Here is a 16,605-nt window from a genome sequence, read left to right as displayed (position 1 = left end):
ACGTGTAACTTTTTTCGAAAAAGACTAAACAGATGAGAACGAACTCCGATATAGAGTATGGAAACGATAAAACGTTCCAAAAAATGCAAGGTGAGGGGCCGGCCTAAACCTTGCATGCTCGGACAAAAGGATTTGGAAGAGCAGAAAAACTCAAACCTATGGAGGGAAATTACAATGATTATCAACAATAACATGAATGCAATGAACGCACAGCGTAACATGTCGTTCAACACGACTAACACTGGTAAAGCAATGGAGAAATTGTCTTCAGGTCTTCGCATCAACCGTGCTGGTGATGATGCAGCTGGTCTCGCAATCTCTGAAAAAATGCGTGGACAAATTCGTGGGTTGAATCAAGCTTCACGTAACGCTCAAGACGGAATTTCACTCATCCAAACGGCTGAAGGCGCTTTGAACGAAACGCACTCAATCCTTCAACGCATGCGTGAACTTTCAGTTCAATCTTCGAACGGAACAGCTACTGATAGCGACCGTACAGCACTCCAAGATGAGTTGAACCAACTCACATCTGAAATCAACCGCGTTGGTAACACAACTGAGTTCAACACACAAAAAGTATTGAACGGCGGAATGGCTTCTGGTGGTTCTTCGAAATTGACTGAAGCAACTAAAGCGACGACAACTACAGCAAACTTGGCAGCTGGTGTGCTTGCAGTTGACGCAGGAACGATTAAAGTTGACGGTACGACATTTAATTTTGAAGCATTTTCTGTCGGAGTTGCTGAAGATCTAGGAGCTGTTCCTCCTGTAGCGGCATCAACAGCAGCACAGAATGCCGCAGCAATTAAAAACCAACTTTCCAATTTGACTTCTGGAGGTACTAAACTTTCAGATTTGGTAGATATTGAAGTTGCAGGTAATGCAGTTAAGTTCACAGCGAAGTCTTCTGGTCCTTCAAGCACAATTGAAATCTCAGCAAATGCAAACATGGGTGTGACGCCAGCGGTTAATGTTGCAGGAGTACCAGCAACTGTTGAACGCCACGGTTTAGACTTTGCAACTGACTTGACTGCTGATGACGTTCAAATTGGATCGGACGCTACGTTTAAAGTATCTGTTGGAACTGAAAGTGCTGTAGAAGTAAAACTCAAAGCAAAAACGTACGACACGCAAAATACTGACTCTAACGTAGCGAAAGCTGCAATGCAAGATCTTATCAAGGATTTAAACGCGAGTCTCCAAGAAGCTGGTCTTGATTCAAAAGTTTCATTCTCTTTGTCTGCTGATAACACAGTTCAGTTACTTTCTGAAACTGGTAAAGACATTGCAGTTTCGGCTGGATCTGTAGATTTAACTGATACATTAGGTGCTGCTACTCTCGGAAACGTTAAACAAGTAGTTGGTGCTGGTACACAAGGGTCAGGTTTCAATACGAAATTCCAAATCGGTGCAAACACTGGACAAAGCATCTCGCTTAATGTGTCTGACATGCGTGCATCTGCTCTTGGAATTACAGGTAACGCTGGTCAAGCTGGTTTCACAGCAACGAACTCAATTACAAACGGTACAAACGATGTGAAATCTGAAGCAGCACTTAACATCTCTACTAAAGAGAACGCTTCTAAAGCAATCGAAGTGATTGACAAAGCCATTTCAACTGTTTCTTCTGAGCGTGCAAAACTTGGTTCGGTTCAAAACCGTCTTGAGCACACAATCAACAACTTGAGCGTTGGAGCTGAAAACCTTCAAGCTGCAGAATCACGTATTCGCGACGTAGACATGGCGAAAGAGATGATGAACTTCACAAAGAACAACATCCTCAACCAAGCTGCGCAAGCAATGATGGCTCAATCTCAATCACAACCTCAAGCAGTTTTACAACTCCTTCGGTAATGATTGATGGGCGTCTTATCTGGTAACGGATAAGAGTACAACTGGGTGAATTGCTGGGACTCCTTAGAGCCCTCCTTACGACAACGTGACTGGAAACGGTGAGCGTGAACGTTTTGAAAAAAGGAAGGGATTGGACAATCAGCAGCCAAGCATCTGTCAGGAAACTGTGATGAAGGTTCAACGACTAGGATGAACGACCTACCGACATAATGTCCATGGTTATGAGATCCGTACCTCGACAACGGCGAGGGAAGTGCCCAGCCCCTATTTTATAATAATAATATATACTATATTAATATTATAAAAGGGTGAAGATATAGTCTGGACCATATTGAAAAATATGGGCATCTGCAAGCAAATCAGCAGCCTCAGGCTGTGCTTCAATTGCTCCGTTAATATAGCAATTGACTATTTAAACGTTATACTAAAAACCGTGGAGCTTATGCTTCACGGTTTTTCACGTCTTGCCATTTATATACGACTGACCAATACGTTCGATTTAAGCGTTGGGCAATCTCTTTGTCTGTCACACCTTGTTGTTTCCATTCAATCAGTGATGCGACTTCGTCATGACGATAAGGTCTTGCAGGGGTTGAGACACGAATCGTATAGTCAGGGTGTGTTTGTTTATAATGTTTCGCTTCAGCGTCTAAACGGCTTTCCCAAGACAACTTATACATAAAGTTTGGAAGTTCAATTTGGTAAGGTTTAAGTAAATTCAAAATATCAAATGTATCCGTCACTTTTGTTGTCTTTAAGTAATAACCCGTACCGCTCGGTGTACCTGATGTACGGACGTTGACACTGTAATGATCTTTCATCCATGTAGCGAGCTCCTCTAATTGTTCTTTCGAAAAGGCTTGTAAATAGAAAGCGATATGTGGTGTGAATTGAATTTCTTTCTTTTTATGGTTGAATCGTTTACTGAGAAGAAGTGAACCGTCGTCTAAGTACAGTGTCAGTATACATGCTGGGTGATCAATGTCTTTCAATAATTCGAATGGGATGTGCTTTTTATTGTTCGGATAAAAAAGAGGAAATAGTTTTGTCATGAGTGGAATAGATCGTGACACTAAGTTATCCCCGCGTAAGTATAGTAAGTCTGGAAGTTTTTGCTGTTTCCACTCTCGGTAACTCAACTGACCTAAACTAAAATATTCCCGGTAACTGTTGTTTATTCTTCTATCATACGCATAACACTTTGTGATTTCCCCATCCCCCAAAATACTAGCGACCAAAATAGCGACTTGTTCTTCAGATAGTCCTTCCCAGTCCATGACGTTTCTCTCCTTTGTCCATTAGTCACCTCTTTTAAGTTATTCCCGAATTATTTGAATGACCTGATTCATTAATTCATTAGCTTACATTCATTTTTTTGTTGACATGTCGATAAGTAGAACGAGAGAAGGTGTTGTCGATTGGAAAAATTATTAGAAGAATTAGAAGCTATATCTTTCGAACAAAAGCGATTAACTGAATTAGAAGACTTATTACTAACGATGCGATCGATTGCATATGAAGCAATCATGAGTGATGAGAAAAGAAGAGACTACTTACAAAAGCAATTTGAAGACCTACAAGCACAAGTGAAATTTATTGAAGCTCAGAAACGATAACCAATTGATTAAACTACTATAAACTTCATGTGTTTCAACCGATAAAGTCCATGAGAACAATTATAAGAGGAGTAGACGTATATGAACCCGACCATTTCAGAAGTCCGGCTTCACCTACCTTCTTCCGTCTTGCCGTATGAACAAACGAAAAACGTGTTCGTCGAAGCGAATCAAGCGAAGCTCGCCGACGAAGGCATCGTCATTCTTCCGACGCCTCAACACGTCACTAAGTTAGAGGCGGCCGTCGAGAAGGCGAATCAAGTGCTCGAACAACAACGTACGGGCTTAAAATTTATGAAACATGAAAAATTGAACGACTACTATATTCAAATCGTGGATACGAACAACGAAGTCATCCGCGAAATCCCAAGCAAGAAATCCCTCGATTTCTTTGCGGCGTTCATGGAGTTCAACCAACTCTTCGATGAACGAGTATAAAGGAGGATTCTCATGACGACACCGATCCGATTTGGCGGACTCGCCAGTGGAATCGATACAGATACGATTATTAAGCAATTGATGCAGGCCGAGCGGGCACCGGTCGATAAACTCGAACAAAAGAAACAAACAACGGAATGGAAACGCGATGCGTATCGCGAAATCAACCGCTCCCTAATGACTTTACGGAACAGTGCGGTCGACTTGATGTTCAGCCGAAACTTCTATGCGAAGACGTCGAGTTCATCGGATGAGTCACGTGTCTCAGTTGTGGCAGGTCCATCGAGTGGAAATACAGCAATTCGGGTTGATTCGGTTTCTGCTTTAGCAACTGCCGCGACAGTAACGGCAACACCGTTAACGAAAGCGGACGGTGCTGTGACACGAACGACTAAACTCTCTGATATGAAATTTACACCGACATCTCGTTCGGCGACACTTGACACGGCTACGAAAGAATGGACACTTTCACCACCGCCAAAATCTGGTAGCGTTCAATTACGTGATGCGAGCGATGCGCTGTTAGCTGGTGGAAGCTATAGCGTCGATGCGACAGGTAAAGTGACGATGACAGACGGCTCAGATATCCCAGCAGGAACAAAAGCAACATTCACTTCCGGATATGAACTCGAACTACGCTCTGTGAAAGATGGTGCGATGCAGAAGATTCAGTTATCAGAAGATGCCACTGTAGACAATCTAATTGCGGCATTGAACGGAAAAGATACAGGTATTTCTGCATTTTTCGAACCGATTTCAGGGAAACTTGCTTTGACTCAAAAACAAACGGGATCAACTGCGGTGATTGAATTCGATGCCACTACACAAGTAGCTCTAGGAATTGCTTCTGTAGATGCCTCAAAAGCCGGAACAGATGCACAGTTTATGCTGAATGGCATTCCAATGACACAAAGTTCGAACACTGTGACAATCGATAATATGACGTTAACTTTAAAATCAACATTTGCGAGTGGGGCTGTCACCCTCTCCGCAGCAACTGACACTCAAAAAATCTTTGACAACATCAAAGGATTCGTCGATAAATACAATGAGACGATTGATCTCATGAACAAGAAGACGCGCGAAGAACGATTCCGCTCGTTCGCACCGCTCACGCAAGCACAGCGCGATGAGCTGTCTGAAGACGAGATCAAGAAGTGGGAAGAGAAGGCGATGAGCGGGATGCTCCGTGGTGACTCCATTTTGCGCGGTACCATGGATACTCTTCGCTCAAAATGGTCAGGCGCGACATCTACTACGAACGATTTAGACATGTCTCGCTTGTTCCAAATCGGACTCTCGACCGGATCTGACTTCACAAACGGCGGAAAGATTGAGCTGAATGAAGAGAAGTTAAAAACCGCCATCGAGAAAGACCCGGAGCAAGTGTATAAACTCTTCACGGATGAAGAGACGGGACTTCTTCCGCAAATTCGTGATACGGCGAAAGACTCACGTGAGACGATCACACGTATCGCCGGTGCGGACGGTGCTGGTGCTCCGTCGTATTCAATGGGTCGTGAAATGACGCAGATGGATACACGAATCAAACGACTCAACGATTTACTCATCGATAAAGAAAATGCCTACTACCGTCGCTTCGCGGCGATGGAAACGGCAATGAACCAGGCGAACTCGCAAGCCGCTTCACTTCAACAGTTTTTAGGCGGCGGAATGTAAGAGGAGGAATTTAAATGGTAGCCAATCCATACGCAGCTTATCAAAACAATGCGGTCACGACCGCGAACCCACAGGAACTGACGCTTATGCTTTATGACGGGGCGCTCAAGTTCATGCGCCTCGCCAAGCTTGCGATCGACCAGGGCAACCCTGATTTGAAGAACATCAATATCCAAAAGACACAAGCCATCTTCCAAGAGCTTCGTCTCACACTCAATAAAGATATCGCTATCTCGGCGAACTTGGACTCGCTCTATGAGTACATGTGGCGCCGTCTCGTCGATGCGAACGTCAAGAACGACACGACTATCCTCGACGAGGTACTCGATTTCACGACGGAACTCCGCGACACGTGGAAGGAAGCGATGAAACTCGCGAAGCAGTCATGATGCCGATTGATGAAATCATCTTAAAGACGCAGCGCTTAAAAGAGTTGCTGGCGAAAGTTCCGGAAGAGCCGACGTATGACACGTGGATGGAACAAATCCATGAGCTCTTGGACGACCGCGAACAGTTACTCGCGGCGCACGGTCCTGATCTGGAGAAAGCCGATCAGGCGGTCCTTCGGCAGCTCGTCGACGACAGTCAAAAGATCGCCCGTCTCATTGAAGCCGAACACCAGCGCCTCGGGATGACGCTCGGGACGGCCCGGATGGAACGGAAGACGGTCAAGTCGTACGTCGATCCATATGAAGACGTCGATTCTAACTTTTCCGGTCTATTCGACCAACAAACATAACAAAGCTCGAAGGCATGTGCCTTCGAGCTTTTGTGTTAAGAGGTTTTGACTTGTCGACGTATCCGGATGATGAAATAAGAAGCGGTAAAATAAAATCAGACCACTAACCGTGAAATTTAAGTAGAGTCGTGCAGCATCTTGAAGCGATGTGATTGGCGTAGACCGACCGAACCAGAGAAGTGGTAGGATTGTCACGTGCATAACGCTTCAATGAATGAAGATTTGTTTCTTGAACGACCACTGTTGGACTTCATAAATAACGCTTGTGAGCCCGAGGAAGAAGGCGACTCCTGCGTAGATAAACATTCCATGCACAGCCTCTGCATTCCCTGACCAACCTTGATAGAGAGCAAGTATCGAGAATGGCAGCGACCAAATGAGACTCCATAGTATTCCTTTTTTCAATAGTTGCATATGAATCTTCCTTTCATGAAATCGTTATATATGTATACGCATATGCAAGGGAAAAGTTTCATCTGAGGAATAGGGATGAAATGACGTCTGTTTTCCGCTATAATCGGGTAAACATCAATGTAGCTGTTGCTTCTTTTCTGGAAAGAGGAGGGAAACGAGATGCGTGAGAAAGAGTCCAAACCGATATCGTCACGGAAGCGCCGTTATTTCGTCTATGGTCCAGAGGGAGCGTACGATGAATACGTCGAACGGGACCCGAAACTCGAAGCGTATGTCGAGGACGATACGCCGTTTGAGGATCGTCCTGATCCATACGAGGAAGAAGAGCTGAAATCAAGAGGATAAGTATACATGTCAAGGTCCGATTATGGACCTTGACTATTATTTTACCTGGAACTTTTTCTTAATACGGTACCGTCTGGCAATTCGTTATATTCGTCTTAACCACATCACTTTGATTTTGGAAAGGGAGAGATGAAGGTCAATAACCCACGACTAAAGTCGCGGGCTTGTAAAAGCCAGTGACTTTAGTCTTTATTGTCCAGCCAGAGTCTTTTCGAAAGACTACGTTTGTCGGGTGATGTCTCTCAAAGAGACGACAGGAGTTTGTATGCTTCTCCAGTACAAGAATTCCTTGCTTCGTACACAAAGGATGCGGTGTGGGAAACCGATACAGGTTGCGGAGCTGTTACAACCCCTTCGAACATTGGCGAGGAGAGACGATTCTTACGAATCGCGTCACCGCTCATAGAGCGAGGTAACATCACACGTTCACCCTTTGGGTGTAAAAAGGAGACGAACGATATGTATGTCCATGTCTTAAACAAAAACAAAGAGCCGCTCGACATGTGCCATGCAGGGAAGGCACGGAAGCTCTTGAATCAAGGGAAAGCCGTCATCCACAAACGTTATCCATTTGTGATTCGATTGAAAGAGCAGAAAGAAAACGAAGGCAACGCCTCTTACGAGGTCAAAATCGACCCGGGGAGTAAGGTGACCGGAGTTGCTGTCGTGAAAAATGGTAACGCTGTAATACTCGGCGAACTCCACCATAAGAAAGGGATATCCGAAGAATTGAAATCTCGCAGAGATTTACGACGAGGGCGCCGGAGTCGCAAGACGCGGTACCGCCGTTGCAAGTATCCGAACAAGAAAGGTCAGAAGAATGCGTTCGTTTCTTCTCGTCCGAAAGGGTGGCTTGCACCATCGTTGAAAGCGAGAGTGCAACAAATCCAAAACCTAGTCACGAAATTATGCCGATACACCCCTGTGTCCTCGTTTGCGATGGAACTGGTGAAGTTCGACATGCAGCAGATGGAAAACGCGGAAATCTCCGGTGTTGAGTATCAACAAGGAGAGTTGCATGGCTACGAGGTACGAGAGTATCTTCTTGAAAAGTGGGGGCGCCGGTGTGCGTATTGCTTAGAAACAGACGTACCTCTAGAAGTAGAACATACTCACCCGAAAGCACGAGGCGGTAGTAACCGTGTATCCAATCTCACTCTCGCCTGTCGCACCTGCAACGAAGAGAAAGGAAAGCTATTGCTCTCCGAATGGAGCGAACATATAAAAGCTAAGAAAACCAAACGCTACCAAACGATTGCGAAGCAGATACCAATGATAGAAAAGAAACGCAAACAACCGTTGAAGGATGCGAGTGCGGTCAACAGCACCCGTTGGGCGCTTTACCGAGCGTTGGGAAAAACAACGCTTCCACTAACTGTTCAATCGGGCGCAAAAACCAAAATGCAGCGCATTCAGGCAGGATTCCCCAAAGAACACTATTATGATGCGCTATGCGTCGGAGAGCCGAAGGTTCGAAGTATTAAAACAAGCATTGTTATCGAATTTCATGCCATGGGCCGAGGGAATCGCCAAATGGCGAGAGTCGACAAATACGGGTTCCCTAAGTGTCACACTGATGCCGAAAAGTACAAGAAGAGCGGCAACCGAAAAGGTCATCGAGAACGCAAGAAATTATGCCATGGTTTCCAAACCGGTGATCTTGTTCAAGCAAGTGTTCCGGAAGGCAAGATGAAAGGTGTTTATTCCGGGCGTGTGTCCATCCGTCATAACGGATTCTTCAACGTTAGAGACCATGCGACCGGAGAGGTCGTACAGGGCATCTCTTGGAAGTATTGTCGATTAATTCACCGAAGCGATGGGTGGGATTACAAACAAAAAGACCGGGCGGTTTCCTCCCATGACTAAAGTCACGGGTATCCACCGCCCCTGGATGATGAATGGGCGAGTCACGTCATTGAAGAAACGGATGATTATGTGTTGTTGTATGCAGGACCGGGGCGAACGCTTCAGCATCATACGCGAGGTGCCTGTTATACATATGATTCCCATTCCCTCGATTGCTTCATGCGACATGTTGGCTTCACGCTCCAACTCGATTTGGAGCACGACGGGACGATGCGCTGGTACTCGAATATCGGCCTTCCGCCGATCATGACCGACGAAGCGATTCATTTTGTTGATTTGGATTTAGACTTTGTCGCGGAGCAACTGAATGAATGGCGACTCGTCGACGAAGAAGAGTTCGAGATCAATCAGGTGCGATTCGGTTATCCGGATGCGTTAATCTCCTACGTCTGGCAGACCGTTGACGAGGTGAGACACCGGATGCAACATCGACAATTCCAGTTCGAGCGACGTCTTATTGAATTCGCTCAACAGGAGACGCCTCACTTCCGTTGATGTGGTAGCGGGATCGACAACACGTCCCAGTCGCTCCCGGCGAATAGCTTCGACAGATAGACAATCTGCCCAACATGGTACCCATAATGCGACACTTGGCGTTCGATCGCGTCAATCACGGAATGGGCTTCCCCTCGAATCATCACGTTCTTCCCTAAGTCATCTGGTGTCAAATCAGCTAAGACATTATCCAACAGTTGCCAACGCTCGTCCCAAACCTTCATGAGCTCCGCACGGGATAGCTGCTGGTCCTCGAACTCGGCGTCCCGGTCACGGTCCGGCTTCTCGCCGTCTGTCGTCAAAAAATCGGTCCAACGCGACTTCATGTTATTCGCCATGTGCTGGATGATCAGGGCGAGCGAGAGTGTGTCCGGCGCAAGTGTCTTGTGCAGGTCCTCTTCACTCACTTGGACGAGCGCACGCTCAGCGAGTTGTTTCTGGCTTTTAAACGTAGCACGTACGGTATCGAGATATTGCGTTTCAAACATAAAAAGATCATCCTTTTCGTATGTATCTGGTTTGAATATACCCCATATCTATCCCACTAAAAATTAAATTAATGTTATAGCAATTGAGATTCCATGTGATACATCCTGCAAGACGTCACCGCATAGTCGACATGAGGGTACTGGGTAGTCAATGTTGCGTGGATCTCTTATTCATCAATTGTGCCGATTGCGTTTGAATGTGAGTGGATGAGTGCGATTTTTTGTATTCAAAAAGTGTGAGACACGAGGTCCCACACTTCTGATTACCCATGCTTCAACCGAAACTCTTCCCAATGATCGCGGGCCTGGTTCCGGATTCGTTCCGATACTTCCTTGCTACTTAAGAGAATCCCGTACCAGCGACGTGCGTCCTCATAGTAGTCGAGCGCGGCCGACAAATCGGCAATCCGCAACATGAGCTGGTCGTATGGTAATCCGGTACGAATCGGGTCTGTATACGCTTCTTGCACCTCATTGTATTTATCGAGCGTCCGCTGCATCCATTCCTTTTCAGACGCCGTATCCCCGATCAATCGGTACATCCATACGATCCGCATCCCGAGCATGGCGACGACGGAAGGTTTTTGTCCGCTCAACTGGGCCGTCATGACGGCGAACTTATAGAGGAGGATGACGTGCTCATATGAGCGGTCCCCTTTTAGCACCTCCGGATTCACTTGATTGAAGTAATGCGTCTCAAGCGATTCTCGGTTATGTTTGCGCACCTTGTCGAACGAGTCGTGGAAGACGAGGTGACAATGGTCACAGACGGTCGGCTCATACAAATACGGGTTCGGTCCGTCATACGTCGTATAGCCGTCCTTTTCGACCTCGAGAGGACGGATGTGACGTGATAAGACACGGTTCGTCTTACTTTCCTGTAAACAATACGGACATTTGACTTTCTTCAAAAATAAATGTTCTGCCATCTCGACACCTCACACATAGACGTTGACGAGCAATCCGCGAATCTCACCGACTTGGTCGAGGAGGGAGAGGCGGGAGGCCTCACCTGAGATGACCTGATCCGTCAGCGCGAGGAGTTTTTGGTCGACTTGTTCGACGACCTTATAAATCTTCGCGCGCCCGCGGCGATTGAATCCGCGTTTATCTTCGAGACGGAGTGCCGCATCTACGGCCTCTTTCATAAAGTCTTTAATCATTTGTTTGTAGTCGGCGAGCGCTTCGACGGTCTGACTTTCAGCTAGAAGTTCTCCTTGTTCATGAATCGCAGCGATTTGACGTTGGAAGCGTTCATGCTCACGGTCTTCGCGCTTTTGACCGATCACGTTTTGGAAGGAGACGCCGGGTTCGACTTCGGCGCGCTTTGCCTTACTTGAGCCGAGGAGCGATTGCGTCTCCATGATGCGACGAATGTCCATATGGGCAACCGTCCTTTCTTTAGGTTAGTTCAATAATTGTAACACGCCTTGCGGCAATGCGTTCGACTGGGCAATCATCGCCATGCCGGACTGGTTCAAAATGTTTAGACGTGCGAAGTCCATCATTTCACGGGCCATGTCGGCATCACGGATTCGTGATTCAGATGCCGTCAAGTTTTCTGAGCCGATGGCGACGACACTGACGTTCGCCTCGAGTCGGTTTTGGATGGCCCCGAGTTTCGAACGTTCGAGTGACACTTTGTTGATGGCCGCATCGAATTTCGAAATGGCGTCTCCTGCGTCCGCCGGTGTCAATACGCTTAGCGCGTAGTATGTTCGATCAGGCGTGGCTACATCGTTGTCATCATCGACGGCAGGGAGTTCCCCGCCACCCGGTGTCAACGTCGTGATAGCGAGTGCGTGCGCCCGCATATCTTGTACGTTTAAGATGACGGCTTCGTTGTTGCCGGCACCGATTTGGAAGAACAACGTGCTATTTCCTTCTTTGTATTCCCCGTTCATGATTTTCTTCGAGTTGAATTCGGTCGTCTCCGCAATCCGCGTCACTTCGGCAGTCAACGCGTTAATCTCTTCCTGGACGGCTTTCGCGTCGTCCTCGCTGAGCGTCCCGTTCGCTGCTTGGACGGACAGTTCGCGCATGCGCTGAAGAAGGGAATGGGTTTCGTTCATTCCGCCTTCTAGCGTCTGTGTGAGCGAGATGCTGTCGAGCGTGTTGCGTTCTGCCATCGAGAGGGAGTCGAGGCGCATCCGCATCTTCTCCGAGATGGCGAGACCGGCTGCATCGTCCGACGCCTTATTGATGCGGACCCCGCTCGAGAGACGGTCCATCGTCTTCTTCATCGATGCCTGATTCAGGGAGAGTGATGAGTAGGCTTTTAAGGCTTGAACGTTATTGGTAATTTTCATAGCGGTTTCCTCCAGTCGGGACAGATTGAGTCTTGGCACGCGTCATCGCTTCGCTCCACGTTTGATCGAGGTCACTTGCGAGCGTATGTAGTTCGGCGATTTTTTCCTTATCCTGGTCGATGATTGCTTCAACGCTTGCGTTTGCCATATATAGATAAATTTCATCCAGTTGAGCCGCGATGATCCCGCCGCCGTCATGGAGTCCTTGGTGGAGCTTGACCAACAGCTCCCGGGCTTGGCGGAGGTGGCGGTTCCGTTCGGCGATCGTCGAGTCTTGGGCACGTTCATAGTGATAAACGAGTGCATGAAGCATCGCTTGCGTGAGTTCTTCTGGCCTCATATCATATAATTGGGTTGGATTCATCTTTGTTCTCCTTTGATCGAATCAAGTTCCTCTATCAACAACAACACTTCTGCCATCACGTCATACAGTTGGGGCGGGATGGCGTCCCCTAAGTCAAGGTCAAGCAAGTGGCCAAGCAAGGAATGGTCGTTCTCGACCGCCACTCCTCGGGCACGTGCTTCCTGTAAAATCTTTTCAGCGACGGCTCCGGTCCCGCGGGCGACGACGACGGGCGCTTTGTCCGTCGTTTCGTCATAGCGGACGACCGCGGCCGTCTTTCGTTTCGTCAAATCCATGCGTTGGTACATCGGGACCTCCTAAATTCTAAAGTCATAACCGGTCGTCGGTGCGATCGTTGGCTCTTCGATGACGCGCTCCGCCTTCGTGAGCGGTTTGAACTGAGTCGTCACACTCTTATATCCAATCGTCTCGAGCGTCTGTTCGATTTTTCCGAGAAGGGGACGGGCAAGACGTTCGACCGTCGCATCGTCATGTTCGAGTGTGAGTCGAAGGTTTCGGTCTTTCGCCTCGAGCTTGACTCCAATTTCTCCAAGACGTGGTGTCTCCAAACGAATGTAGAGGACACTGTTCTCCCAGTCGACGACGTCACCAGCCTCCCGGTTTTGGATATGGACGTGGATCCCCGTGTCAATCTCCTGCACTTTTGCCGGTAGGGCGAACAAGAGTTGATGGAGCTGACCGCCATCAAGGCGGTTGAGCGTCTGTTGGACTTGGAAGAACGAGGCGAGGCGTTGCGCCTCGGGGTTCGTCGTATCTCCACGTACCGATAAAGCTGATGTCGGCGTATTGGACGTCGCTTGGGCGAGCTGTGCCTGTGTCTGCACACGTTGCGCTACTTCCTGGACGTGTCGTCCGGATAATGTCGAATCGAGCTTGAGTGGCGCGACGGTCGGCATCTCACCGGCGCGTGTCGCTCCGTGCGGGATATATTCGATGCGTGTCTGGTTCGGCGCATAACGGAAATCATTCAGTGCCGCCCGGACCTCTTTGACGAGTGTCGCACTCTCTTGTGGTTTCGTCGCAAGCAACGACAACGCGACGTCGAGTTTGGCCGTCATGGCGACCAATTGCTTCTCTTGCGTCACGTCGGTATGAAGCAAGGCGTCCGTCTTTTGGACGAGTTGTGTCAGACGGGTCGAGACGGTCTCGAGGGCAGGGCGTGCCGCATGCGGGTTCGTCTCGATCAACGTAGCAACTTGTCCGAGTTGTTTCGTCACGGTCGCCTGCTCGTTTCGGAACGTGTTCGTGACGGTCGCTAGATGTGACGTCACTTCCTTCACCATCACTTGCTTCCCGTTGATTGGAGGAAGCGGCATCGCTTGGCGCGATTCAGATTCAATCGGACGCGATGATATCGGTGTCGTCGGCGTGAGGTCACGGATGACCCGGTCAATCGTTTCCGGTGTCGGCGTGAAGCGTTCACTCACGGGACGTGACAGATTGACGAGTTCGACATACCGCTCTTTTTGTGGGTAAGGAGCGTTCGGCGCCGGCGGTGTGATCTGTTGTTTCGCTTCGTTCAAAGAGAGGACGGCGATTTCCCGAGCCATCTCACGAGGAACGGTCGGAGTGTCGAGCGTCTTCAAATGTAGGATGACGTCCCGCATGTCCCCTTTGAACGCCGTCTCGAGAAGGCGTACCGTGTCTTCGTTCATCGGCAAGCGTCCGGATTGTAGCAGACGGCTGACCGCGCTTCGTACTTCAGGTGGAAGGGAAGCGAGGAGCGTCTGAATCTTCGCATCAAGCTTTGACGACGCGGACGCAGGTGGTGCGGATTCAAGTGTCTCTTCCTTTGGAGGAACGACGGTCGCCATCAAGACGCCGTCCTGTTCGGCGAGCGTCACTTGGAACGGGTTCGTTTTCGGAAGCCCATCTTTAAATGTGACCTCGACTTCTTCACCGTTGATCTTGACAATTGCGGAGTCGGGTCCTGTTTGTTTGACGAGTTCGGCCTTGTACGTCCGGTTCGTCTGGATGCCTGGTAAGACCGAACTGACGGCGGTCGCTTGGGCTTGAATTTGCATGTTTGTCACCTCGACCATAATATCGACCTCTTTTTAAAAAAATGAAGCGATACAATAGAAAAAAACCTTCCGTCTTTTCGACGGAAGGCGTGTCAGGACTCGAGCACGGGGCTCGCGTTCAATTGTTGGAACCGGGCGACAAGTTCACCTGTCGCTTTGAGCTGGTTCCGGAGGACGTACGGTGTTGCGTTCGTTTGGATTTGATGTCCATCAGTCGTGAGGACAAGCCCGTTCGGCTCACCCTCAATGTTCAGTATGTCTCGAATATGGGACCAGGCATACCATTCACAATCGTCTCGTTTTGGAGACTTCGTCGGGAAGAAGACGAGTCCAGTTGTCGGTTCAATCACGACAGGGACTTTCCCTTTTACGCCGGCGACGCGTTTGGCGATGAAGATTCTTTCCTCGATCGAGCTGTTGTACTGGCGGCAAGAAAGTTGCAACAACTGGTACGGCCGGAGCGGGGTTGAAATCTCGGTGCCATCCTCGAGAATGATCCGTGACTGCTTCATGATGTCAAAGCAAGGGAGAATCGCCACGGTTCGCTTTGTGATGCGATATTTTTCCTCAGAATAGTAGGAGCGCATACGCTGCACCATCCTCCTCGTATTAGATTTTCAGGATCGGCTAAAGACAAACGGCACAAACCTAAATCATCCCTTCAATGATATATCACAAAAAATGTAAATTCAACAAGACAATATGAAAAGTAGGGAAATATAATTCCAATGAAAGCCAAATGACGAAACGTTTACAAATATTTGAGAAAGTATTTGTCACGTTTACAAGAAGGTGGTAAGATTAGCCGTAGAGGACAATCCTCTGTATTCTCCAATGGTGAAAGGAATGGATTTACACATGGTAGGTAAAGTAAAATGGTTTAACTCAGAAAAAGGTTTTGGATTCATCGAAGTTGAAGGCGGCAAAGACGTGTTCGTACACTTCTCAGCAATCCAATCTGAAGGCTACAAATCACTTGACGAAGGTCAAGATGTAGAGTTTGAAATCGTTGATGGCGAGCGTGGCCCACAAGCGGCTAACGTTGTAAAATTATAATTTCAAACCGCGAAGCCGGCTCCCTTGGGAGTCGGCTTTTTATTTTGTCTACATAATAAAAAAAGGCGTTTAAAAATGAGTGGAATGGGTATTTTCTTTCTATACCTTTCGCTCGTTCTAGGAAATGTTGAATTCGGAACAAAATTGTCATTATTTTCTGATGATAACGTTTTCAATCGTAGCGTTTTCGGGGTATAATATGAGTGAGCCACCTGGTTCCCCTTTCTTTTTTAAGAAATGAAGCAGGAGATTCCGTCTCGTTCGACGAATCATTGGTTCAAGCGGTTATTTCTAAGGAGGAGTTCAGATGATTTATAACATTCGCGGCGAAAACATTGAGGTCACACCAGCAATCAAAGACTATGTCGAGAAAAAGCTGGAGAAGTTGACTCGGTATTTCACAACTCCTACGGATGCACAGACGGCTTACGTCAACTTGAAAGTGTATAACGAGAAACAAAAAGTGGAAGTGACGATCCCGATGCCGAACTTGTTGCTCCGTGCTGAGGACATCAACCTCGACATGTATGCGGCAATCGACCTCGTCGTCGATAAATTGGAACGTCAAATCCGTAAACACAAAACGAAACTCAACCGTAAAGGACGCGGGAAAGAAGGTGGCGTCGGCGAGTACTTCAAGTCTTTAGAAGGACCTGATGATACACCGGCCGTCTACGATGAGGACGAGGCAGAACTCGAACTCGTGCGGACGAAACGCTTCACGTTGAAACCGATGGACACGGAAGAGGCGATTCTTCAAATGGATATGCTCGGTCACAGCTTCTTCGTCTTCTCTGACGCAGAAACGGGCAACACGAACGTCGTCTACCGTCGTAAAGATGGGAAGTACGGCTTGATCGAACCTGAATAATATACATGACACTACACGACCTCCCGGCTTCGGGGGGTCGTTTCCT

The 16,605-nt window shown here is 47.9% G+C and carries 21 protein-coding genes; 11 read left to right on the top strand and 10 right to left on the bottom strand.

The genetic code is table 11. From position 1 onward, the window contains the following. Positions 1–174: 174 nt before the first annotated feature. Positions 175–1,854, top strand: coding sequence for a flagellin N-terminal helical domain-containing protein (locus tag KNO72_RS15820; protein WP_214758350.1), 1,680 nt, complete (start codon positions 175–177; stop codon positions 1,852–1,854). 440 nt (positions 1,855–2,294) lie between these two features. Here the strand turns inward: KNO72_RS15820 and KNO72_RS12550 are convergent, their stop codons facing one another. After that, positions 2,295–3,131, bottom strand: coding sequence for an endonuclease (locus KNO72_RS12550; protein WP_214758348.1), 837 nt, complete (start codon positions 3,129–3,131; stop codon positions 2,295–2,297). Positions 3,132–3,272: 141 nt separating this feature from the next. Between KNO72_RS12550 and KNO72_RS12545 the strand changes: the two genes are divergently transcribed. The 5 genes from KNO72_RS12545 (at position 3,273) to fliT (ending at position 6,327) form a co-directional block, all read left to right on the top strand. Then, on the top strand, positions 3,273–3,470 hold the full coding sequence (locus KNO72_RS12545) for a hypothetical protein (protein WP_214758347.1): 198 nt from the start codon (positions 3,273–3,275) through the stop codon (positions 3,468–3,470). Between the two features lie 81 nt (positions 3,471–3,551). Next, entirely contained in the window at positions 3,552–3,908 is a 357-nt protein-coding gene (locus KNO72_RS12540) for a flagellar protein FlaG (protein ID WP_114165849.1), read from the top strand. 12 nt (positions 3,909–3,920) lie between these two features. Further along, positions 3,921–5,588: a flagellar filament capping protein FliD gene (gene fliD, locus KNO72_RS12535; protein ID WP_214758345.1), complete on the top strand. Its 1,668-nt coding sequence runs from the start codon at positions 3,921–3,923 to the stop codon at positions 5,586–5,588. A gap of 14 nt (positions 5,589–5,602) precedes the next feature. Further along, complete coding sequence (gene fliS / locus KNO72_RS12530) at positions 5,603–5,977, top strand: flagellar export chaperone FliS (protein ID WP_214758342.1); 375 nt, start codon at positions 5,603–5,605, stop codon at positions 5,975–5,977. Beyond that, the gene (gene fliT / locus KNO72_RS12525) at positions 5,977–6,327 is read left to right on the top strand and encodes a flagellar protein FliT (protein ID WP_251028347.1); all 351 of its coding nucleotides are present in this window, start codon (positions 5,977–5,979) and stop codon (positions 6,325–6,327) included. The genes fliS and fliT overlap by 1 nt, the downstream gene beginning before the upstream one ends. A gap of 207 nt (positions 6,328–6,534) precedes the next feature. Here the strand turns inward: fliT and KNO72_RS12520 are convergent, their stop codons facing one another. Further along, the gene (locus KNO72_RS12520; RefSeq protein ID WP_214735250.1) at positions 6,535–6,741 is read right to left on the bottom strand and encodes a DUF3021 family protein; all 207 of its coding nucleotides are present in this window, start codon (positions 6,739–6,741) and stop codon (positions 6,535–6,537) included. Positions 6,742–6,900: 159 nt separating this feature from the next. Between KNO72_RS12520 and KNO72_RS12515 the strand changes: the two genes are divergently transcribed. The 3 genes from KNO72_RS12515 (at position 6,901) to KNO72_RS12505 (ending at position 9,447) form a co-directional block, all read left to right on the top strand. Further along, a complete protein-coding gene (locus KNO72_RS12515; protein WP_012726958.1) occupies positions 6,901–7,086 on the top strand; it encodes a hypothetical protein in 186 nt (61 codons plus the stop codon). Positions 7,087–7,545: 459 nt separating this feature from the next. Then, positions 7,546–8,952 carry an RNA-guided endonuclease IscB gene (gene iscB, locus KNO72_RS12510; RefSeq protein ID WP_214735249.1) on the top strand — a complete coding sequence of 469 codons (1,407 nt, stop codon included), beginning with the start codon at positions 7,546–7,548 and terminating at the stop codon, positions 8,950–8,952. A 72-nt stretch (positions 8,953–9,024) separates the two neighbouring features. Further along, positions 9,025–9,447: a DUF402 domain-containing protein gene (locus tag KNO72_RS12505; RefSeq protein ID WP_214758340.1), complete on the top strand. Its 423-nt coding sequence runs from the start codon at positions 9,025–9,027 to the stop codon at positions 9,445–9,447. Here the strand turns inward: KNO72_RS12505 and KNO72_RS12500 are convergent. From KNO72_RS12500 to KNO72_RS12465, 8 genes are all read right to left on the bottom strand, one after another. Then, positions 9,435–9,935: a DUF1572 family protein gene (locus KNO72_RS12500; RefSeq protein WP_214758338.1), complete on the bottom strand. Its 501-nt coding sequence runs from the start codon at positions 9,933–9,935 to the stop codon at positions 9,435–9,437. The two genes, KNO72_RS12505 and KNO72_RS12500, sit on opposite strands and share 13 nt — an antisense overlap. 263 nt (positions 9,936–10,198) lie before the next feature. Continuing rightward, the gene (locus tag KNO72_RS12495) at positions 10,199–10,864 is read right to left on the bottom strand and encodes a DUF2225 domain-containing protein (RefSeq protein ID WP_214758336.1); all 666 of its coding nucleotides are present in this window, start codon (positions 10,862–10,864) and stop codon (positions 10,199–10,201) included. Positions 10,865–10,873: 9 nt separating this feature from the next. Continuing rightward, the gene (locus KNO72_RS12490) at positions 10,874–11,317 is read right to left on the bottom strand and encodes a YaaR family protein (protein WP_214758334.1); all 444 of its coding nucleotides are present in this window, start codon (positions 11,315–11,317) and stop codon (positions 10,874–10,876) included. Positions 11,318–11,341: 24 nt separating this feature from the next. Further along, entirely contained in the window at positions 11,342–12,244 is a 903-nt protein-coding gene (locus KNO72_RS12485) for a flagellin N-terminal helical domain-containing protein (RefSeq protein ID WP_214758332.1), read from the bottom strand. Then, positions 12,228–12,608 carry a flagellar protein FliS gene (locus KNO72_RS12480; RefSeq protein ID WP_214758330.1) on the bottom strand — a complete coding sequence of 127 codons (381 nt, stop codon included), beginning with the start codon at positions 12,606–12,608 and terminating at the stop codon, positions 12,228–12,230. The genes KNO72_RS12485 and KNO72_RS12480 overlap by 17 nt, the downstream gene beginning before the upstream one ends. Beyond that, entirely contained in the window at positions 12,605–12,895 is a 291-nt protein-coding gene (locus tag KNO72_RS12475) for an EscU/YscU/HrcU family type III secretion system export apparatus switch protein (protein ID WP_012726949.1), read from the bottom strand. Before KNO72_RS12475 ends, KNO72_RS12480 begins: the two co-directional genes overlap by 4 nt. Positions 12,896–12,904: 9 nt before the next feature. Then, a complete protein-coding gene (locus tag KNO72_RS12470) occupies positions 12,905–14,650 on the bottom strand; it encodes a hypothetical protein (RefSeq protein WP_214758328.1) in 1,746 nt (581 codons plus the stop codon). 74 nt (positions 14,651–14,724) lie between these two features. Then, entirely contained in the window at positions 14,725–15,219 is a 495-nt protein-coding gene (locus KNO72_RS12465; RefSeq protein ID WP_031422844.1) for a competence protein ComK, read from the bottom strand. Between the two features lie 271 nt (positions 15,220–15,490). On the opposite strand from KNO72_RS12465, the gene cspD reads away from it, so the two are divergent. After that, on the top strand, positions 15,491–15,688 hold the full coding sequence (gene cspD, locus KNO72_RS12460) for a cold-shock protein CspD (protein ID WP_012726946.1): 198 nt from the start codon (positions 15,491–15,493) through the stop codon (positions 15,686–15,688). A gap of 307 nt (positions 15,689–15,995) precedes the next feature. Then, a complete protein-coding gene (gene hpf, locus KNO72_RS12455) occupies positions 15,996–16,559 on the top strand; it encodes a ribosome hibernation-promoting factor, HPF/YfiA family (RefSeq protein ID WP_012726945.1) in 564 nt (187 codons plus the stop codon). Positions 16,560–16,605: the final 46 nt, after the last annotated feature.

This window comes from Exiguobacterium sp. s123, assembly GCF_018617075.1.
Taxonomy (GTDB): domain Bacteria; phylum Bacillota; class Bacilli; order Exiguobacteriales; family Exiguobacteriaceae; genus Exiguobacterium; species Exiguobacterium profundum.
Note: the sequence above shows the minus strand (reverse complement) of the source record. Positions and strands in the feature narration are given on the sequence as shown.

Coding starts and splice junctions, on each gene's coding strand:
- KNO72_RS15820 (WP_214758350.1), top strand. CDS start 175: ATGATTATCAACAATAACATGAATGCAATGAACGCACAGCGTAACATG.
- KNO72_RS12550 (WP_214758348.1), bottom strand. CDS start 3,131: ATGGACTGGGAAGGACTATCTGAAGAACAAGTCGCTATTTTGGTCGCT.
- KNO72_RS12540 (WP_114165849.1), top strand. CDS start 3,552: ATGAACCCGACCATTTCAGAAGTCCGGCTTCACCTACCTTCTTCCGTC.
- fliD (WP_214758345.1), top strand. CDS start 3,921: ATGACGACACCGATCCGATTTGGCGGACTCGCCAGTGGAATCGATACA.
- fliS (WP_214758342.1), top strand. CDS start 5,603: ATGGTAGCCAATCCATACGCAGCTTATCAAAACAATGCGGTCACGACC.
- fliT (WP_251028347.1), top strand. CDS start 5,977: ATGCCGATTGATGAAATCATCTTAAAGACGCAGCGCTTAAAAGAGTTG.
- KNO72_RS12520 (WP_214735250.1), bottom strand. CDS start 6,741: ATGCAACTATTGAAAAAAGGAATACTATGGAGTCTCATTTGGTCGCTG.
- KNO72_RS12515 (WP_012726958.1), top strand. CDS start 6,901: ATGCGTGAGAAAGAGTCCAAACCGATATCGTCACGGAAGCGCCGTTAT.
- iscB (WP_214735249.1), top strand. CDS start 7,546: ATGTATGTCCATGTCTTAAACAAAAACAAAGAGCCGCTCGACATGTGC.
- KNO72_RS12500 (WP_214758338.1), bottom strand. CDS start 9,935: ATGTTTGAAACGCAATATCTCGATACCGTACGTGCTACGTTTAAAAGC.
- KNO72_RS12495 (WP_214758336.1), bottom strand. CDS start 10,864: ATGGCAGAACATTTATTTTTGAAGAAAGTCAAATGTCCGTATTGTTTA.
- KNO72_RS12490 (WP_214758334.1), bottom strand. CDS start 11,317: ATGGACATTCGTCGCATCATGGAGACGCAATCGCTCCTCGGCTCAAGT.
- KNO72_RS12485 (WP_214758332.1), bottom strand. CDS start 12,244: ATGAAAATTACCAATAACGTTCAAGCCTTAAAAGCCTACTCATCACTC.
- KNO72_RS12480 (WP_214758330.1), bottom strand. CDS start 12,608: ATGAATCCAACCCAATTATATGATATGAGGCCAGAAGAACTCACGCAA.
- KNO72_RS12475 (WP_012726949.1), bottom strand. CDS start 12,895: ATGTACCAACGCATGGATTTGACGAAACGAAAGACGGCCGCGGTCGTC.
- KNO72_RS12470 (WP_214758328.1), bottom strand. CDS start 14,650: ATGGTCGAGGTGACAAACATGCAAATTCAAGCCCAAGCGACCGCCGTC.
- KNO72_RS12465 (WP_031422844.1), bottom strand. CDS start 15,219: ATGCGCTCCTACTATTCTGAGGAAAAATATCGCATCACAAAGCGAACC.
- cspD (WP_012726946.1), top strand. CDS start 15,491: ATGGTAGGTAAAGTAAAATGGTTTAACTCAGAAAAAGGTTTTGGATTC.
- hpf (WP_012726945.1), top strand. CDS start 15,996: ATGATTTATAACATTCGCGGCGAAAACATTGAGGTCACACCAGCAATC.